The following is a 20,026-nucleotide window of genomic DNA, read 5'->3' as shown; positions in this document are numbered from 1 at the left end:
TGGCTTTAGCACACAACTTAAGAAAGAAAATTGCAGCTTAAAGGCAATTTTAAACTCATTTTAAAATAGTAAACTTTTGATGAAAGTTTAATCAAATAAAAAAACCGTCTCAAAATTTTAGTATTGAGACGGCTTCTTTATATTATACCTTTAAATCGTACGGTTGATATCCCACGCTTCCAAATAATCGGCGACGCGCTTCACAAAACTTCCGCCCAAAGCGCCATCAACTACACGATGATCATAACTGTGCGACAAGAACATTTTCTGACGAATACCAATGAAGTCCCCCTCAGGCGTTTCAATGACCGCGGGTACTTTACGGATAGCTCCCAAGGCTAAAATACCCACTTGGGGTTGGTTGATAATCGGCGTACCAAAGACCGACCCAAACGTTCCCACATTGGTTACCGTATAGGTTCCTCCTTGGGTATCATCGGGTTTTAATTTCCCTGCTTTAGCACGGTTTCCTAAATCATTTACGGCTTTAGCCATGCCCACCAAATTCAACTGATCGGCATTTTTAATTACGGGAACAATCAAATTGCCATTGGGTAAAGCCGCCGCCATTCCCAAATTGATATTTTTCTTCTTGATGATGTATTCTCCTTCCACAGAAATGTTCATCATCGGAAAATCTTTCAATGCTTTGGCCACCGCTTCCATAAATATCGGTGTAAAAGTGAGCTTTTCACCTTCGCGTTTTTCAAACTCGTTTTTCACCTTATCGCGCCATTTCACAATATTGGTTACATCGACCTCAATAAACGACTGCACGTGTGCCGAAGTCTGCACCGATTCAACCATATACTTTGAAATCAACTTGCGCATACGGTCCATTTCTATAATCTCATCAGCACCATTTACTGAAACAGGTACCGCTTGCGTTGCAGCCGCAGCCACTGGAGCGGATGTCGATGCGGGAGTTGGTGCAGGAGTCGAAATTGAAGGAGCCGCTACTGATTGATTTCCTCTATTTTTAATGTATTGCAACAAATCTTCTTTGGTCACTCGACCGTCTTTACCCGAACCGGTTATCGTATCCAATTCCGTCACGGTAATTCCCTCTTCCTTGGCAATGTTTTTGACCAAAGGGGAGTAAAATTTATCCGAACCCGAAAAATCCGCAGGTGCCGCAATCTCTTTTGCCACTTCCACCGCAGCGGCTACAGCTTCAACTACAGGAGCAGCAGCTACGGCTTGCGCAACGGGTTCAGCAACAGCCCCGCCTTCGGTTTCGATAATGGCAATGGTTTGTCCTACTTTTACGACATCGTTGACTTGAAATAAAATTTCGGATAGTGTACCCGAAACTTCACTGGGCACTTCACTATCCACTTTGTCCGTGGCAATTTCCAAAACCGCTTCATCCGCTGCAATGGTATCGCCCACGTTTTTTAACCAATTGGTAATGGTTGCCTCTGCAACACTCTCCCCCATTTTAGGTAATTTCAATTCAAACTTTGCCATATTCGTAGTATATCGTTGTGTATGCTATTTTGGATTGCAAAAATACTAATTCTTACGTGTCTTTACAGTTCATGGTGTAAAATTTCACAAAAATTCTACCCCACCTACATCGTTTGCGTGATCACTTCCTATCAAACCCTCAAAGCAGGGCAGATAGTTGCGAAAGCTAAAGCCTGAACCCTTGTGTTGTTGCATAAAAGCAATAATCTCTTGAAACGAGAACGAACGGGTATCAAAAACAATGCGAACAGCCCTGAATTTACGGGTTGGAAAATCATTCAACGCATTCAAATACGTAACGGGGAATACCGTTTGGAGTTGCAAATCATGTTTGGTAAAAACAACAATCTCTTGAAAAGGAAGGGTGCGTTTCTTTTGTTGGGTACTTTTGAACAAGGAAAAAAGAAAACTTCCCCCATACATCATGCTGTCAAAAAATAGGGATCTTCGAAAATGTTTTTGGTAAAAAAATTGCATGGCCTCGCGAAAACGCTTCATATACAACCCATCACGCACGGTACTCTCGCCTTTGTAGTGGATGACAGCAGTATCTGCGAAGTAATAATTTGTGCGTCCCGACTTCAAACTCATATAACTCAAATCAATATCATCGGAATACATAAAACAGTGCTCATCAAAGCCCCCCAATTCGAGATACACCTCCCGATGCATCACCATAAAAGCCCCAACCAAAATATTGACCGCTCCCGATTGATTTTCAGCGAGATGCTCAGCATAATACTGTGTAAATCGCGCTGCTTTGGGAAACACTTTGTACAAACCAAAAATCTTGGTAAAAGCCACCCACGGCGTAGGTATGCCGCGTTTGCTTTCGGGCAAAAAACGACCGGTTCCATCGATGAGCTTGCAGCCCACAATTCCCAACTTAACTTGTTGCTGTGCAAAGGCCAAAACGTTTTGAAACGTATTTTCGGCCACCACCGTATCGGGATTTAAAATACAAACGTATTCCCCTTTTGCTACAGCAACGCCCATGTTGTTCCCCTTAGGAAAACCATAGTTGACGGAATTGGAAACTAATTTCACCTCTGGAAAACGCTCCCGCACCATGGCACAACTGTCATCGGAAGAAGCATTGTCTACCACAATAATCTCGGCATCCAACGGTGCAATGGCCTTTTGAACACTGTGTAAACATTGCTCCAAAAAGTACCTAACGTTGTAATTCAATATAACGACCGAGAGTTGCATGGGACAAAGATAGGGATTGCCCATTATTAAATTGACGTGGAAATAAAATTGGTGATTGCCCTTGAATCCGTTACTTTTGTTCGTTGAAATGACAACTTAAAATTTCCACCATTTTGAATTATTTATCGGTTGAAAATATCGCCAAATCCTACGGAGAACGTACCCTTTTTGAAAATCTATCGTTTGGAATTAACAAAGACCAAAAAATTGCTTTCGTAGCCAAAAACGGTACAGGAAAAACTTCCTTGCTCAAAATGATTACCGGCGAAGATACTCCCGATGCAGGTCAAATCGTAATGCGTAAGGACATCAAAATGGCTTTTTTGGCCCAAGAACCGCAATTGCAACCCGAACTCACCATCGAAGAAAGCATATTTGCCAGCGATAATGACACGCTGAAGATAATCGAACAATACGAAAAAGCCCTTGAAAATCCTGAGGACGAAGAAGCCTATCAAAAGGCTTTTGAAAACATGGAACGGCATAATGCGTGGGACTTTGAAACGCAATACAAACAGATTTTATTCAAACTCAAACTCGATGATTTAAAACTGAAAGTAAAAAGTTTGTCGGGGGGACAAAAAAAGCGTTTGGCTCTTGCGATAATTCTCATCAACCGTCCCGACTTATTGATTTTGGACGAACCCACCAACCACCTCGACTTGGAGATGATCGAATGGCTGGAAAATTATTTTGCCAAAGAAAACATGACTCTGTTTATGGTGACGCACGATCGCTTTTTCTTGGAGCGGGTATGCAATGAAATCATCGAACTCGACAACAGGAAACTCTACCAATACAAGGGAAATTATTCCTATTTTTTGCAGAAAAAAGAAGAGCGCATTGCCAGTGAAAATGCCTCCGTGGAAAAAGCAAAAAACCTTTTTGTCAAAGAATTGGACTGGATGCGTCGCCAACCCAAAGCACGAACCACCAAATCCAAATCGCGTATCGACGACTTTTATGTCATTAAAGAAAAAGCGCATTCCCGTCGGAAAGAACACGTGATGGAATTGGAAATCAACATGGAGCGCATGGGGAGCAAAGTGGTCGAGTTGCATAAAGTATCAAAAAAATTCCAAAATAAAGTCATCCTCGACGGCTTTGACTACACCTTCAATAGAGGCGAACGCATCGGAATTATTGGTAAAAATGGAACGGGAAAATCAACCTTTCTTAATATTCTTACCCAAACACTTCAACCCGATGCTGGAAAAGTGGTCATCGGTGATACCATAAAAATTGGCTATTACACCCAAAGCGGCATCAACCCCAAACCCGAGCAAAAAGTCATCGATATTATCAAAGAATACGGCGAATACATACCACTAACCAAAGGACGAACCATTTCTGCCGGCGGCTTGTTGGAACGATTTCTTTTTGACCGAAAAAAACAACACGATTATGTCGAAAAACTGAGTGGTGGCGAATTAAAACGCTTGTACTTGTGTACCGTACTCATTCAAAACCCCAACTTTTTGATTCTCGACGAACCCACCAACGATTTAGATATTGTCACGTTGAATGTATTGGAAAACTTTTTGTTAGATTATCCTGGCTGTTTATTAGTTGTCTCCCACGACCGTTATTTTATGGATAAAATTGTCGACCACTTGTTTGTATTCCGTGGACAAGGGGTGATAGAAGATTTTCCAGGAAATTACTCCGATTTTCGTGCCTATGAAGACAGTGCTGCCCCTGAAAAAGAGGAGAAATCCGAAGGAAACACCGCCAAAAACTGGAAAGAAAAGCAAGTGAAACAAGGACTTTCCTTCAACGAACAAAAAGAATTCCAGAAAATCGAACGCGAAATCAAAGACTTGGAATACGAAAAAAAACAAATTGAACAGCAATTTACCGCAGGCACATTAGCCCCCGACGCTATTGAAACCAAAGCTTTGGAATTGCAAAAAATCATTAAAACGTTGGAAGAAAAAGAAGAACGCTGGTTTGAACTTTCGGCAAAGATGGAGGGGTGAGTAGTGGGCAGTGGGCAGTAAACAGTAAACAGTAAACAGTAGACAGTATACAGTAAACAGTAAACAGTAAACAGTAGACAGTAGACAGTGGGCAGCCCCGAGGAGTCGAGATTAGCGGGCGGTATCGGTGGGTCGTGATTTAGAAAAAAAGGAACAACATGCATCAAATTTTAGCCTACATACAATTCGTATGGCACTCCAAAAACGAACATGGAGTGCATTCGCCTTTTGTGTTTGATTTGGTGACAAAATGTTTTTATGATAAAAAAAAATACACCGCTTACCCACAACTTTCCGCCTACCGACACCAACTTTTAAACAATAAGGAAACCATTGAGGTCACTGATTTTGGAGCAGGTTCAAGGGTTTTTAAATCCAATACCCGTGCGATTAATGCCATCGCTCAAAACGCAGGAATTTCACCCAAAAGAGCACAATTACTCTTCCGTTTGGTGCAGTATTGTCAAGCCCAATCGATTTTGGAAATGGGCACTTCCCTCGGATTAGCAACGGCAGCCTTGCATTTGGGAAATCCCAAAGCAAAAATTACCACCCTCGAAGGTTGCCCTAACACGCATACCACCGCCCAATCTGAACTCCAAAAATGGGAACCCGCCACCCGTTCAATCGAATTTATCACTACCGAATTTTCGGGAGCCTTGTCTACTTTGGGAACAGCAAACACTTTCGACCTCATCTATTTTGATGGCAATCATTCAAAAACAGCTACATTAGCGTACTTTGAACAGTTATTACCCACAGCCAAAAACAATTCCGTGTGGATTTTTGACGATATTCATTGGTCAAAAGGCATGGAGGAAGCTTGGGAAAACATCAAAAACCATCCCGACATTACCGTCAGTATCGATACTTTTCAATGGGGGATCGTTTTTTTTCGAAAGGAACAACGCATGGCCAAAGAACATTTTACCCTACGGGTTTAAATTCACATCCTGTTGTAACATTTTTACAAAGCGGTTTACTTATTAAGGGCGTAAGCTTTTTTGCCGCTTATTGCATCATACTATTATGGCTGAATCACTCATTAACATCACCGACATCAAACGCGATTTCCAACTGGGAAGCGAAACCATCAATGTCCTTAAAGGAATTGACCTCCAAATTAATAAAGGAGAATATGTCGCCTTGATGGGACCATCGGGTTCGGGAAAATCGACCTTGATGAATATTTTGGGCTGTTTGGACACTCCTACTTCGGGCACCTACATCCTTAACAGCAAAGATGTTTCGCAAATGCACGACGACGATTTGGCCGAAGTGCGCAATAAAGAAATCGGATTTGTCTTTCAAACGTTCAACCTTTTACCACGTACCACCGCGCTTGATAATGTAGCACTCCCCATGGTGTATGCCGGGTACAATAAAACCGACCGTCATGCCCGCGCTTCGGAAGTTTTAACACAAGTGGGACTCGCCGATCGTATGGACCACCAGCCCAACCAACTCTCGGGGGGACAACGCCAACGGGTGGCTGTGGCACGCGCTTTAGTCAACAAACCCTCCATTATTTTGGCCGACGAACCCACGGGTAACTTGGATAGTAAAACCTCTGAAGAAATCATGAAATTGTTTGATGATATTCATGCCCTTGGGAATACCGTCATTTTGGTTACCCATGAAGAAGATATTGCACAATATGCACACCGGATTATCCGTTTAAGAGACGGCATCATCGAAAGTGATACTCCCAACCGATAAGTTGGGTTTTTTTATACCTTTACACATCAAATTTACATCCATGAAAAAATCAATGTTGTTTTTATTCTTTGTTGTCAACGCGGTTTTCACTACCCAAGCACAACAAACCGATCACCAATGGAAAGAAGCCGAAGCTGCGGGTTACCGCTACAAGTACGTCACCAACGACCCCATGAAAGCGCGGTTTTATACCTTAAAAAATGGGTTAACGGTGATTTTGAGTCCAACCCCCAAAGACCCACGTATTCAAGCCTATGTCGCGGTAAAAGCGGGAAGTAAAACCGATCCCGCAACCAACACTGGATTGGCGCACTATCTAGAACACATGCTGTTTAAAGGCACCGATAAATACGGTAGTTTGGATTGGGCAAAAGAAAAAGTGGAACTCGACAAAATTGATGCCCTCTACGAACAATACAACACCACAAAAGACGAAGCCCAACGCAAAATCATATACCGAAAAATCGACTCGATTTCAGGCGTTGCCAGTACTTATGCCATTGCCAACGAATACGACAAAATGATGACAGCCATGGGCGCGCAAGGGACAAATGCTTTTACGTCCTTTGAACAAACGGTGTATACTGATGATGTGCCTGCCAGTGCTATCGACAAATACCTCACCGTGCAAGCCGAACGTTTTCGCAATCCGATTTTGCGCATTTTCCACACCGAATTGGAGGCTGTCTATGAAGAGAAAAACCGCTCGTTGGACAACGATGGCCGCAAAGTATTTGAAACCTTATTTGCCACGCTATTTCAAAAACATAATTATGGATTGCAAACCACCATTGGCACCGTAGAACATTTGAAAAATCCGTCGTTGGTTGAAATTCGCAAGTACTTTAACACGTACTATGTCCCCAACAATATGGGAATTATCCTTTCGGGCGATTTTAATCCCGATACAGTAATTGCTACCATCGACCGCATGTTTGGCTATATGCAATCGAAACCGATAAAAAAATATACGTTTGCGCCAGAAGACCCCATTACTGCTCAAATTCAAAAAGAAATCGTTGGTCCCGATGCCGAGAGTTTGACCATCGGTTTCCGCTTGCCCGGCAATAAAGATAAAGATGCTTTGTTGGCCGATTTGGTGGGGCAAGTGTTGACCAATGGCCGTGCGGGATTATTGGACTTGAATTTAGTGAAAAAGCAAAAATTGTTGCGTGCCAATGCGTTTACCTATGCCCTTATCGATCATGGGGTTTTATACTTCTCGGCTTCCCCTACCAATGGCCAGTCGCTTGAAGAAGTGAAAACCTTGGTGTTGGGTGAAATTGAAAACTTGAAAAAAGGAAATTTTGATGAAGAATTGATTGTTTCCATCATTAACAATATAAAGAAGGGTAAAATCAATGAATCTGAAAGTTATGGCGATCGCGCAAGCGCTTTGATGGATGCCTTTACCGCTGAATTGGATTGGAAAGATCAAGTGGCTTATGTGAACAATCTTTCGAAAATTAAAAAAGCAGACCTCATTGCTTTTGCCAACAAATACTTAGGCAATAACTATGTATGCATTTTCAAACGCAAAGGAGAGGCACCCCAGTCGTCCAAAATTGAGAAACCTCAAATCACCCCCGTAGCTACCAATCCCGACAAGCAATCGGCATTTGTAAAAATGGTAAACGATATGCCAGCAACGCCAGCGACCCCCGTATTCTTGAATTTTGACAAAGACATTCAAAAAGCCAAACTAGGCAATGCCGAAGTGCTGTATGTCCCCAACAAAGACAATTCATTGTTCCGTTTACGCTACCGTTACAACATCGGGACACTCAATGATAATACCTTAGGACTCGCTGCGCAATACGTTCAATTCCTTGGGACCAACACCCAAACCGCTGAACAAATCACCAAAGCCTTTTACAAAATCGCCTGTAGTTTTAACGTTTCGACGGGTGAAAATTACACTACCGTTACCATCGAAGGCTTACAAGAAAATTTTGAAGCGGCAGTCAAATTGTATGAAGAGGTGATGGCCAATATGCAGCCCAACGAAACTGCATTGCAAGCGATGAAAGCCCGAATTGCCAAATCGCGTAAAGATGCCAAAGCCAATAAAGGAGCTATTCTACAAGCCTTAACCAGCTATGCCACGTACGGTGCCAATAACAAATTCAACAACACCTACAGCAATGCAACGCTTGAGGCACTTACGGCTCAGCAACTGATTGACAAAATCAAAAAGGTGACCCAATGCCCCCAAACCATTTTATATTACGGCCCACAACCGTTGGCTGCCTTGACTGCATCGCTCAAAAAATTACACCCGGTTCCGGCAACAACCCTCACGCCCACACCGGCGTAAACCTTTGTGCGAACCGAACAAAACAGCAACCAAGTCTTGTTTACCGATTACGATATGGTACAGGCAGAAACCCGCTGGGTTCGCAATTTGGAACGCTTTGACCCCAACCAAAAAACCATTATTGCTGCGTTCAACAACTACTTCGGTGGCGGAATGAGTTCGCTGGTATTTCAAACCATTCGCGAAAGTAAAGCCCTTGCGTACAGCACGTATGGCTATTGTGTAGAACCACAAAAAGCAGAGGATCACTACCAAATATTAGCTTACGTAGGCAGTCAAGCCGATAAATTTGAAGAAGCCGTAGAAGCCATGAATGCCTTGCTCACGACCATGCCCGAATTGAGCGATAATTTGGAATTGGCCAAAATGCAAATCAAAAAAGACATTCAAACCGAGCGCATTACCCAAGATGGCATTTTGTACACCTATCTGAATGCCAAAGAATTGGGGGTATCGCAAGACCTGCGCCAACAAGTCTACAACCAAGTAGATCAGATTACCATGAAGGACATCAAAGCCTATCACGATGCACATTTGGCCCACAAACCCTACACCTATGTGATTCTAGGATCGGAAAAACGCTTGAGTCCCGAAACCCTTTCCAAACTCGGACAATTCAAAAAACTGAGCTTAGAAGAACTTTTTGGGTATTAATCGTGTCCAACATAATACACAGCAAGCAGTCTAAAAAGGCTGCTTGCTGCGTTATTATCCAAACGGTTTTTCTATTTTTGACCTCCAAGAGCATCCCTTATGAAAGTATATACTAAAACCGGTGACACCGGAACCACATCCCTCTTTGGCGGCGATCGCGTGCCCAAACACCATATTCGTATCGAAAGCTATGGCACTGTTGACGAACTCAATAGCTATATCGGTTTGTTGCGCGACCAAGCCATCAATCCGTTATACCAAGCCATTTTGATTGAAGTGCAAGACCGATTGTTTACCGTCGGCGCAATTTTGGCTACACCTCCCGAAAAAACGGTGTTGAAAAATGGCGAAAAACGTCTGCAAAATCTCGGAATCACCGAAATGGATGTCGCCTATTTGGAAAACGAAATGGATAAAATGGATGCCGAACTGCCACCGATGACCCACTTTGTTTTGCCCGGAGGCCATCCTACCGTGTCATATTGTCATATCGCCCGCTGTGTATGCCGTAGAGCCGAGCGTTTGGCGGTGCATTTGAATGACATCGAACCCACAGAACCGTTGGTGATTACTTACTTGAACCGACTTTCTGACTTCCTTTTTGTCTTGGCACGGAAGTTGACCCAAGACTTAAACGCAACGGAAACCCCATGGATTCCGAGAAAATAACCTTTTGAGTTACGATTTTCACAGAAAAAAGGAGCCATTAGTCAAAAGAAAAAACGTTCTTAACTTTAAACGTAAAATAAATCAATTTTTACTTGACTTTCTCAGTTAAAAATTTATTTTTGCAGTAATTTAAAAATCGAAAGAAGATGTATTGGACATTAGAATTAGCATCGTATTTAAGTGATGCACCGTGGCCTGCTACTAAAGATGAATTAATCGATTTTGCCATCCGAACCGGAGCTCCTTTGGAAGTGGTTGAAAACCTTCAATCCATTGAAGATGAAGGAGAAATCTATGAGTCGATGGAAGAAATTTGGCCGGATTATCCCACAGACGAAGATTATCTGTGGAATGAGGACGAATACTAAAAAATAAACCTATCACAACTGAAAAAAAAGTCTCTTTTGGGGCTTTTTTTTTATGTAAATTTGCACACCCCGTAAGGGCTAATATTAAACTGAATTTCCCATGAGTATCATCAATAGTATACTTAAAATTTTTGTCGGCGACAAGTCCGAAAAGGACATCAAAGCCATCCAACCGCTGGTCAACAAAATCAAAGCCTTAGAAGGGTCGCTGACCGGATTGAGTCACGATGAATTGCGGGCGAAAACCACCGAATTCAAAGCAAAAATCAAAGCATCTCGCGCTAAATTCGATGCCGATATCGAACGCCTTAAAGCCGAATCGGAAGCTACGCAAGATATCGATGCCCGCGAAGAATTGTACAACCAAATCGACGCCCTCGAAAAAGAAGCGTACGAAGCCTCTGAAAAAACGCTCAACGAAATTCTACCCGAAGCCTTTGCCGTAGTGAAAGAAACAGCCAAACGCTTCAAAGAAAATACATCTTTACGCGTCACCGCCTCTCCGCTAGACCGTGAATTGGCCGCGACCAAAGCATACATTGCCCTCGAAGGCGACGAAGCCGTTTGGGCCAACTCGTGGAATGCCGCAGGGAAAGAAATCACTTGGGACATGATTCACTACGACGTTCAGTTGATTGGAGGTATCGTGTTGCACCAAGGAAAAATTTCGGAAATGCAAACGGGTGAAGGAAAAACCTTAGTGGCTACCCTGCCGCTTTACCTCAATGCGCTCACCGGAAACGGAGTGCACCTAGTTACCGTCAACGATTATTTGGCCAAACGCGACAGCACCTGGAAAGCGCCATTGTTTGAATTCCACGGCTTGACTGTAGATTGTATCGACAACCATTCGCCCAATACCGCCGCACGCCGAAAAGCCTATGAAGCCGATATTACCTATGGCACCAACAACGAATTTGGTTTCGACTACCTCCGTGATAATATGGCGCACTCGCCCGACGACTTGGTGCAACGCAAACACAACTATGCCATTGTCGATGAGGTCGACTCGGTGTTGATTGACGATGCCCGTACGCCTTTAATCATCTCGGGCCCCGTACCCGATGGCGACCGTCATGAGTTTACAGAATTAAAACCCAAAATTGAAAATTTATACAATTTGCAACGGCAGTTGGCCAACGGTTTTCTCGCCGAAGCCAAACGCCTAATCAAAGAAGGCAATACCAAAGACGGCGGTTTCCAATTGTTGCGTGCCTACCGTTCGTTACCCAAAAACAAAGCCTTGATCAAGTTTTTGAGCGAAGAAGGGGTAAAACAACTGTTGCAAAAAACCGAAAATCAATACATGCAAGACAACAACCGCGACATGCATAAAGTGGATGAAGCCTTGTATTTTGTGATTGATGAAAAAAACAACCAGGTAGAATTGACCGACAACGGAATCAAATACCTTTCGCAAGATACCGCCGACGACTTTTTCGTGTTGCCCGATATCGGAACTGAAATTGCCGCCATCGAAAAAATGAACTTGGACAAAGACCAAGAAGCCGAAGCCCGCGAACGTTTGTTCCAAGATTTTGGGGTGAAAAGCGAACGAATTCATACCCTTACGCAATTGCTCAAAGCCTACACCTTGTTTGAAAAAGACGTGGAATACGTAATCATGGACAACAAAATTTTGATTGTCGACGAGCAAACAGGGCGTATCATGGACGGTCGTCGTTACTCCGATGGATTACACCAAGCCATCGAAGCCAAAGAAAATGTAACCATCGAAGCGGCTACGCAAACTTTTGCAACCATTACCCTGCAAAACTATTTCCGTATGTACAACAAGTTGGCAGGGATGACGGGTACAGCCGTAACCGAAGCAGGTGAATTCTGGGAAATCTACAAATTAGACGTAGTTGAAATTCCAACCAACCGCGGCATATCGCGTATCGATAAAGACGATTTGATTTACCGTTCGGTGCGTGAAAAATACAATGCCATTATCGAAGATGTAGTGCAAATTTCTCAAGCGGGTCGCCCCGTATTGATTGGTACAACCTCGGTAGAAATCTCGGAATTGTTGAGTCGTATGTTGAAAATTCGCAACATTCCGCACAACGTCTTGAACGCGAAATTGCATAAAAAAGAAGCCGATATCGTTGCCGAAGCCGGAAAAGCAGGCGTGGTAACCATTGCTACCAACATGGCCGGTCGTGGTACCGACATCAAACTTACCCCTGAAGTGAAAGCGGCAGGTGGTTTGGCGATCATTGGTACCGAACGTCACGATTCGCGTCGGGTGGACCGTCAGTTGCGCGGTCGTTCAGGTCGTCAAGGCGATCCCGGAAGTTCGCAGTTTTATGTTTCCCTAGAAGATAACTTAATGCGTCTGTTCGGCTCAGAGCGTGTGGCCAAAATTATGGACCGCATGGGCTTGAAAGAGGGCGAAGTGATTCAGCACTCGATGATGACCAAATCGATCGAACGCGCCCAGAAAAAAGTGGAAGAAAACAACTTCGGCGTACGTAAACGTTTGTTGGAATACGACGACGTAATGAACGCCCAACGGGAAGTCGTGTACAAACGTCGTCGCCATGCCTTGCACGGAGAGCGTTTGAAACTCGATATCGTCAACATGTTGTATGACACCTGCGAAAACATTGTGGGCGAAAACAAAGCCGTCAACGATTTCAAAAACTTTGAGTTTGAAGTTATCCGCTATTTCTCAATCACTTCCCCGATTACGGCGAGCGAGTTTGAAAAAGGCAACCCCATGGAAATCACCGGACGTTTGTACAAAGCGGCCTACCAATACTACAACGAGAAATGCGAACGCTCGGCGCGGGAAGCCTTTCCGATTATCGCCAACGTGTATGAAAATCCCGGAAACCAGTTTGAACGCATCATCGTGCCGTTTACCGATGGGATCAAATCGTTGAATGTGGTGACCGACTTGAAGAAAGCCTATGACACTCAAGGCGCACAGTTGATTGCTGATTTTGAGAAAAACATCACCCTTGCCATTGTTGACGAGGCGTGGAAAAAGCATTTGCGCAAAATGGACGAGTTGAAAACCTCGGTGCAGTTGGCCGTTCACGAGCAAAAAGATCCGTTGTTGATTTACAAACTCGAAGCCTACAACTTGTTCAAAAACATGTTGAATGCCGTAAATAAAGAAGTGATTTCGTTCTTGTTTAAAGGCGATTTGCCCCAACAACAAGCGGCCCAAAACATTCACGAAGCGCGTCAAGAAAGTCGCCCACGGGAACAGTATACGGAATCCCGCAATGAAAACGAAGTGGCAGAATCCAACCAAGCGGCACAAGAAATGCCCCAACGCACGGAAACCATCGTGCGGGAAACGCCCAAAATCAATCGCAACGATACCGTAACGATTAAACATATTTTGAGTGGCAAAACCGAATCGATGAAGTACAAAAAAGCCGAATCGATGTTGGCCACGGGCGAATGGGTTTTGGTACAAGAATAAAACCCAACCGCTGCTAAAAAACCTCCCTGAGTCGTATGATTCGGGGATTTTTTTTTGGAAAAAACGCACCGCAGCTCCTCCCCGATTTGCTATATTTGTGACACAAAAAAATGCACCTATGCAACACCTTATTGACCGCTTTATCAGCTACGTCACCATCGATACCGAGTCGGATGCCAACTCCCCGACCACACCCAGTACCGCCAAACAATGGAATTTGGCTAACCTACTGGTGCAAGAATTACAAACCATCGGACTCACCGAAGTCACCATCGACGAAAAAGGCTATGTAATGGGAACGCTTCCCTCCAACGTAGATCACGAGGTGCCCACCATTGGGTTTGTGTCGCATTACGATACTTCGCCCGACTTTACCGGAAAAGGGGTTACCCCGCAAATTGTAAGCAATTACGACGGCGGCGATATCGTGTTGAATGCCGAAAAGAATATTGTGCTTTCGCCCTCCTATTTTGAGGATTTGTTGTTGTACAAAGGGCAAACCTTGATTACCACCAACGGCCTGACCCTTTTGGGTGCCGACGATAAGGCGGGGCTCACCGAGATTGTCACGGCGATGGAATACTTGGTACAACACCCCGAAATCAAACACGGAAAAATTCGCGTAGGCTTTACCCCGGATGAAGAGATTGGCCGTGGGGCTGACTTTTTTGATGTAGAACAATTTGGCGCACAATGGGCGTATACCATGGACGGTAGTCAGTTGGGCGAATTGGAATACGAGAACTTCAATGCGGCGGGTGCGAAAATCACGTTCAAAGGCAAAAGTGTACACCCGGGCTATGCTAAGGGCAAGATGATCAACTCGATGTTGATTGCCAACGATTTTATCAACGCCTTACCGAAAAACGAAATCCCGCAGGAGACCGAAGGTTATGAAGGCTTTTTCCATGTGACGGCCTTGACAGGCAGTTTGGAGGAAACCCATTTGGAATTGATTATCCGCGACCACGACCGGGCGAAGTTTGAAGCCCGTAAAGAATTGGTGCTTCAAATTGCTGCCGACATTAACGCCCGTTTTGCGGCACAGTTTGGCGAGGACATTTGTATTGCCGCGGTGAAAGACCAGTACTACAACATGCGCGAGAAAGTCGAGCCGATGTATTTTATTGTGGACTTGGCCGAGCAGGCGATGCGCGCGTTGGGGATCGAACCCTTGATTAAACCCATACGTGGCGGTACCGACGGATCGCGTTTGTCGTATATGGGGCTACCCTGCCCCAACATTTTTGCGGGCGGCCACAACTTTCATGGCAAATACGAATACGTCCCCGTAGAAAGCATGCAAAAAGCGGTGGACGTAATTGTAAAGATTGCGGAATTGACCGCTACGACGAAATTTAAGTAAGAATACTTTTACCTTTAAGACCGATGGAGCCACTAGGCTCCATTTTTTTTGCTATATAATTAATTTTCAAGCCCTTGCAAAACCCTGTATTTCCTAGAAAATAGGAAAAATACCGTAAATGTAGGGGAAAAATACTTTGGAAAATGGGGGGAAATACTGAGGTTGGGGTGGTTGGGAAGTTATAATTTAGATTGTCTTAAGATGTAAAATCTATTACGACTTAATCTAAATGATTTGATTACTAATCAACTAAATAATGAATAATATGAAACGACTATTACTAAATTTTGTTTTACTCACTATTTCAACCATTGTTTATGCACAAGATCAAGACAAAGATTTTGAAAGAAAAAACTATTATGAGTTAACGGGAAGGGCTAATTTTTATGAAGTTAACAATAGATATCAAATACTTAAAGACACCATTTTTTACTCTACTACAGGCTTTCTTATAAATACAGATTGGGAAGAAGTGAGTATAGAAAATAAAATTTATATTGTTGTTACATATCCAAACTATAAAAATGGTCAACAAAGAAAAAGTAATCGATCTGTATCACAGGGACTTACCGAAAATGACCCAGTAAGGCATCCTATTGAAACTAAAAATGGAAAAATTCTTTGTATACTCAAAGAAGATTTTGAAAAAATAGAGAAGAAACCGCTTTACTCGATTAATTTCAAAAAAATAAGAAACTATCAAATCACAGCTGGTCAATTAACATTACCATTTAAGTTGAGACCAAAACAAGGAGAAGAAAACTTTCAAATGACTACCGATGTTACTGTTGGTGCATATGGAGGCATAAGAAAAAGGATTTCTAAGTACAGTCCTACATACATAACCATTCCAGCTGTTTTGGGATTATCATTTATTAATGTGAATGAAAATACAACAACCAATGTTGGAACCGCAGACATTAAATCTGGAATAACACCAGGGTGGACTTGGGCTACTGGTATCGTTATTCAAACGAATAGACTTACACTTGGGTTTGTTTTTGGAAGAGACTATGCAAGTGGATACGCAGATGATTGGATCTATCACAACAAAACATGGTATTCATTTGCGATTGGATATTCTTTCCTAAAATAAAATCGAACCTCTTTTTAAAATGTGAGATTATCCCAGTAAAATAGTATTTAATTGAATGTCATTTTTTACAAAAGAATAATAGTAAATCAACTTTAAGTAAGAACCTATTTACAAATAAGCAAAGCGGCGCCACCCAGCGCCGTTTTTTTTATGCCTTGACGTGACGACACATAATTTAAAAACCCTTGTTTTTTAAGGGTTTAGAGAAAATACTGCTATTTCACTAGGAAAAATACCCTGAAAAACGGGTAAAAGTCCTGAGGTCAGGTAGCGACGAATTTTTTATTTTAGGAAGGATAAGTAGGATTTTGAAGTACTTAGCAATACGTTATAGCCAATTTTAAAACGACAAACAACAAGACAATGAGTAACAACAGAATTATATTAGAAGGGTGTTTGACCCAATTCAAAACAGCAAATGAAATTGAATTAAGAGACAGCGAAATATTTGAATTATTTAGCTTAACTCAGACGACAAAAGTTTATGACTTGAGTTATGAAAATATACTAAATTCAATTGTTGACGGTGGAAATGATGGAGGTATTGATTCAATAATTGTACTAATAGATGATGAAGTAATAGAGTCAATTGATGAATTAAGTGAATACACATTTTCGAATAAAACCAACAGTCGATTTATTATCTCACAATGTAAAAAGGAAAACTCATTTAAGGAGGCTCCATTGGACAAGTTAATTACCACTTTACCGGAATTATTTGATTTGGAAAAGAACGAAACGGCATTGCTGACAAGATTCAATGCAGATTTGGTAACATTGGCTCTGTTGGTCAACCAAGTTTGGCAAAAAACTGCAATAAGTGGCGGAAAAATTTATATCGACTTCATTTATGCCTGCAATGCATCTGAAATTGAAATAAATGGAGCCTTTAGCAGTAAAGTAGATCAGTTAAAAGCACTAACAAAAAGAATTTTTTCTAATGAGAATATTACCTATTCAAATTATAGTTGCTCAGAATTACTAAAATTATATCAAGCACATAAAACGAATAGGTTGACTTTAGAATTTAAAGAACAGCCACTTTCGACCAGTTATAAGGAGTTTGGAATTGGTTATGTTGGAACTGTAAAGCTAGCGGATTATAAAAGTTTTTTAACCTCTGAAACTTCAGAGATTCGTGATGACCTATTTGAAAGTAACATCCGACATTTTCAAGGTGAAGTAGATGTAAATAAAAAAATAAAATCTACAATTGAAACTATTGAAGAAAAGGATTTCTGGTGGTTAAATAATGGAATCACAATAATTGCAGAGTCACCAAATCAAGTTGGAAAAAAATTGGCAATTGAAAATGTTCAAATTGTAAATGGTCTTCAAACTTCATATTCTATTTTCAATAGTCATACTGGCGACATAACGGATGAAAGATCTGTATTAGTCAAAGTGATAATCAATAATAATAAAGAAACGATAGACAATATTATTGCATCAACAAATAGTCAAAATCCCGTATCGGCCACATTACTGCGTGCAACTGAATCAACACAAAGAAATTTAGAAATATTCTTTTACAACAAAGGCTACTTTTATGACAGAAGGAAAAATTATTATAAGAACCAAGGCAAACCATCTTCAAAAATATTTAGCATACAATATACAGCACAAGCAATTAGAGCAATCGTTTTCAATGACCCTCATTCAGCAAGAGCAAAGCCGACTTCGCTTTTAAAAGATGATAGAACTTACAATCAAATTTTTGATCCTTCTAAAAATTATGAAGGTTATTTAAACTGTTGCTTAATTAATAAAAAATCAAATGATTTTTGGTTGAACATATCTGATCCAAGTAAAAAAGGAATGACAGCTAATTTCAAATTACATTTAGCCTGGATAAGTTCAAAAGTTTCTTTAAGCAAAAAGAGTATAACCTTTGACGAGCTATCAACTTTTAACTTGACTTTGTTTGATCAGACTAAATTTAATGAGAGCCTAGATTTTTTGACACAGACGATTAGTGAATTTCAAATTACAAATACAACTGCAAACCTAATAAATATGGCTAAATCGGGTGACTTCACAAATTATATAATTGAAAAACTTGATGCCAAATACTAAAAAAACTGGCTATAACAGCACCAACCCAAAAGTGGCAGTTCAGTGGTTAAATCATCCCGATAGCTATCGGGATTGTGCTTCTATCAAAGTTTTTGCTTGGTTGACAGTGAAGTGCTTCGAAATCGCCACAGTCGGCTAGCGACGGAACGTTATAAGTAACTTTATGAAACGACACCGTAACATATTAATATTCGGTTTGACACTTGGACTATTTGCTTGTAATTCATCAGCGGACAGACAAGAAAAAAGTGTTGTTCAGAAATCTTTTACAGTTGACAGTAATAAAAAAACTGAACTCCAAACGGAAACTACTTCCGTAAAAGACCTTCGTGATGACTGTGTTCGTGGACAAGCTGAGCCAATTATCAAAAAGACTGTATTCTCTAACACCAAATTCATATTACAACCAGACAGTTTAACTGCCATTGAAACAGTAATCTTTGACAATGGCGACAAACTAACAATTAAAAATTGGGGTTGTGAATATTACACGCTTACATTTCGCTTTGAGACTTCACGTTTTCAGGACGACACAAGTAATATTCAATATTGGTATAAGAAAACAGTTTTGTTAGTTAGTGAACTTTATAAAGGACTTGACGCACCAATAGACATAAAAAAAGGTATCGACAATTTAATCAATCATATTGACCTTGATATGCTTAACAATTATGCAAATCTAAAATTTGGACAAGAGATTGATTTTGGTGGTGACGAAATTCGAGACTTCGTAACTCTTGAAAAAGTTGAAAGACTTGCTGACAAGAAATTTGCAATAACTATATCATTTTCGACAGGACCGCTATAACGACAGAAAAAAAAGGTAGCCCGCTCTGCAAAAAGTCTCCTGACTTTGCGCCCCCCGATAGGCGGATTTACTCCCGCAACTTCATCCTGCAACTTCACCCGCGCTGCGAAGTCCCAATCCAACAATTACAAAAGGAAAACATAATCATAGTTTAAAATCATTCCTTCTCCTCTAGGTTTTTCAAAAAAATCACTATACTTGCCTATTAAATCTTTAACTGCCTAATACTACTATTGCATATGAAAATCCCATTCAGCCGTTTTAAAAAGAGTTCATTTGTAATTTGTTGTATTTGTTTTACTGTAATGGCTTGGGGTCAAGAAGCCGAGCTCCTCTTTCATAAAGAATACTCCAAGCTTAGTTTTGTGTTCCAGCCCTCAATTTTAAAGAAAAGCGATGCTTGGAATCATAATGGTTCGACGTATCCAAGTATGCGATTTACAAACGATTTTTCTTATCAATTTGGCTTTTACTACAATTTTGCCCAAGCAGGAAATTTTAACTTCAAAACAGGGATTATCGCTAAAGAATTTATTCCCAAATTTGATTTAAACATATCCGATAGTGATATTGGAAATGGTCTTGAAAATTTGCTTACACAATTTGATCCTTACAATCAGTTTATTATAGCTGTACCGATAAAAACAGAGTATTTTTTAAAAATGACTAAAAAAGTAAATATGGTTTTTGGAGTGGGGTTGAATTTAAATTGGCTTTAGTCTAAATAATATATTTATTATATTTGCTTTATGAAAGACAGTATTTTATCCCAAATATCGGAATTAAATCAGGAAGATAAATCCCGATTATACAAAGTTATTGAAGGCTTTTTGTTTGATAATGAAGTTGA

At 41.3% G+C, this 20,026-nt stretch carries 13 protein-coding genes and 1 pseudogene; 12 read left to right on the top strand and 2 right to left on the bottom strand.

What is annotated here, in order from left to right:
• Positions 1–150: 150 nt before the first annotated feature.
• Positions 151–1,470, bottom strand: a complete 1,320-nt coding sequence (locus O9316_RS12320) for a dihydrolipoamide acetyltransferase family protein (RefSeq protein ID WP_298203855.1) — start codon at positions 1,468–1,470, stop codon at positions 151–153.
• Positions 1,471–1,554: 84 nt separating this feature from the next.
• Entirely contained in the window at positions 1,555–2,682 is a 1,128-nt protein-coding gene (locus O9316_RS12315) for a glycosyltransferase family 2 protein (RefSeq protein ID WP_298203858.1), read from the bottom strand.
• A 113-nt stretch (positions 2,683–2,795) separates the two neighbouring features.
• Between O9316_RS12315 and O9316_RS12310 the strand changes: the two genes are divergently transcribed.
• From O9316_RS12310 to O9316_RS12255, 12 genes and pseudogenes are all read left to right on the top strand, one after another.
• Positions 2,796–4,661, top strand: coding sequence for an ABC-F family ATP-binding cassette domain-containing protein (locus O9316_RS12310; RefSeq protein WP_298203854.1), 1,866 nt, complete (start codon positions 2,796–2,798; stop codon positions 4,659–4,661).
• A 158-nt stretch (positions 4,662–4,819) separates the two neighbouring features.
• Complete coding sequence (locus tag O9316_RS12305; protein WP_298203853.1) at positions 4,820–5,605, top strand: class I SAM-dependent methyltransferase; 786 nt, start codon at positions 4,820–4,822, stop codon at positions 5,603–5,605.
• An 85-nt stretch (positions 5,606–5,690) separates the two neighbouring features.
• Positions 5,691–6,380: an ABC transporter ATP-binding protein gene (locus O9316_RS12300; protein WP_298203852.1), complete on the top strand. Its 690-nt coding sequence runs from the start codon at positions 5,691–5,693 to the stop codon at positions 6,378–6,380.
• A gap of 52 nt (positions 6,381–6,432) precedes the next feature.
• Positions 6,433–9,351, top strand: a pseudogene (locus tag O9316_RS12295) (insulinase family protein).
• Positions 9,352–9,450: 99 nt separating this feature from the next.
• Positions 9,451–10,020: a cob(I)yrinic acid a,c-diamide adenosyltransferase gene (locus O9316_RS12290; protein ID WP_298203851.1), complete on the top strand. Its 570-nt coding sequence runs from the start codon at positions 9,451–9,453 to the stop codon at positions 10,018–10,020.
• Between the two features lie 146 nt (positions 10,021–10,166).
• A complete protein-coding gene (locus tag O9316_RS12285) occupies positions 10,167–10,388 on the top strand; it encodes a DUF2795 domain-containing protein (protein WP_073362738.1) in 222 nt (73 codons plus the stop codon).
• A gap of 100 nt (positions 10,389–10,488) precedes the next feature.
• Positions 10,489–13,830 carry a preprotein translocase subunit SecA gene (gene secA, locus O9316_RS12280; protein WP_298203850.1) on the top strand — a complete coding sequence of 1,114 codons (3,342 nt, stop codon included), beginning with the start codon at positions 10,489–10,491 and terminating at the stop codon, positions 13,828–13,830.
• Between the two features lie 118 nt (positions 13,831–13,948).
• Positions 13,949–15,196: a peptidase T gene (pepT, locus tag O9316_RS12275; RefSeq protein ID WP_298203849.1), complete on the top strand. Its 1,248-nt coding sequence runs from the start codon at positions 13,949–13,951 to the stop codon at positions 15,194–15,196.
• 265 nt (positions 15,197–15,461) lie between these two features.
• Positions 15,462–16,292, top strand: a complete 831-nt coding sequence (locus O9316_RS12270) for a hypothetical protein (RefSeq protein WP_298203848.1) — start codon at positions 15,462–15,464, stop codon at positions 16,290–16,292.
• Between the two features lie 363 nt (positions 16,293–16,655).
• Positions 16,656–18,368, top strand: a complete 1,713-nt coding sequence (locus O9316_RS12265) for an AIPR family protein (protein WP_298203847.1) — start codon at positions 16,656–16,658, stop codon at positions 18,366–18,368.
• A 163-nt stretch (positions 18,369–18,531) separates the two neighbouring features.
• A complete protein-coding gene (locus O9316_RS12260) occupies positions 18,532–19,176 on the top strand; it encodes a hypothetical protein (RefSeq protein ID WP_298203846.1) in 645 nt (214 codons plus the stop codon).
• Positions 19,177–19,415: 239 nt separating this feature from the next.
• Positions 19,416–19,895, top strand: coding sequence for a hypothetical protein (locus O9316_RS12255; protein WP_298203845.1), 480 nt, complete (start codon positions 19,416–19,418; stop codon positions 19,893–19,895).
• Positions 19,896–20,026: the final 131 nt, after the last annotated feature.

It is taken from the genome of Flavobacterium sp. (assembly GCF_027533505.1).
In the GTDB taxonomy this organism is placed as follows: domain Bacteria; phylum Bacteroidota; class Bacteroidia; order Flavobacteriales; family Flavobacteriaceae; genus Flavobacterium.
The sequence above is the reverse complement of the archived record's forward strand: the minus strand, read 5'-3'. Positions and strand labels throughout refer to the sequence as shown.

What these genes read in the sequence shown, in the direction of transcription:
- O9316_RS12320 (WP_298203855.1), bottom strand. Translation starts at nt 1,470, where the DNA reads ATGGCAAAGTTTGAATTGAAATTACCTAAAATGGGGGAGAGTGTTGCA.
- O9316_RS12315 (WP_298203858.1), bottom strand. Translation starts at nt 2,682, where the DNA reads ATGCAACTCTCGGTCGTTATATTGAATTACAACGTTAGGTACTTTTTG.
- O9316_RS12305 (WP_298203853.1), top strand. Translation starts at nt 4,820, where the DNA reads ATGCATCAAATTTTAGCCTACATACAATTCGTATGGCACTCCAAAAAC.
- O9316_RS12300 (WP_298203852.1), top strand. Translation starts at nt 5,691, where the DNA reads ATGGCTGAATCACTCATTAACATCACCGACATCAAACGCGATTTCCAA.
- O9316_RS12290 (WP_298203851.1), top strand. Translation starts at nt 9,451, where the DNA reads ATGAAAGTATATACTAAAACCGGTGACACCGGAACCACATCCCTCTTT.
- O9316_RS12285 (WP_073362738.1), top strand. Translation starts at nt 10,167, where the DNA reads ATGTATTGGACATTAGAATTAGCATCGTATTTAAGTGATGCACCGTGG.
- secA (WP_298203850.1), top strand. Translation starts at nt 10,489, where the DNA reads ATGAGTATCATCAATAGTATACTTAAAATTTTTGTCGGCGACAAGTCC.
- pepT (WP_298203849.1), top strand. Translation starts at nt 13,949, where the DNA reads ATGCAACACCTTATTGACCGCTTTATCAGCTACGTCACCATCGATACC.
- O9316_RS12270 (WP_298203848.1), top strand. Translation starts at nt 15,462, where the DNA reads ATGAAACGACTATTACTAAATTTTGTTTTACTCACTATTTCAACCATT.
- O9316_RS12265 (WP_298203847.1), top strand. Translation starts at nt 16,656, where the DNA reads ATGAGTAACAACAGAATTATATTAGAAGGGTGTTTGACCCAATTCAAA.
- O9316_RS12260 (WP_298203846.1), top strand. Translation starts at nt 18,532, where the DNA reads ATGAAACGACACCGTAACATATTAATATTCGGTTTGACACTTGGACTA.
- O9316_RS12255 (WP_298203845.1), top strand. Translation starts at nt 19,416, where the DNA reads ATGAAAATCCCATTCAGCCGTTTTAAAAAGAGTTCATTTGTAATTTGT.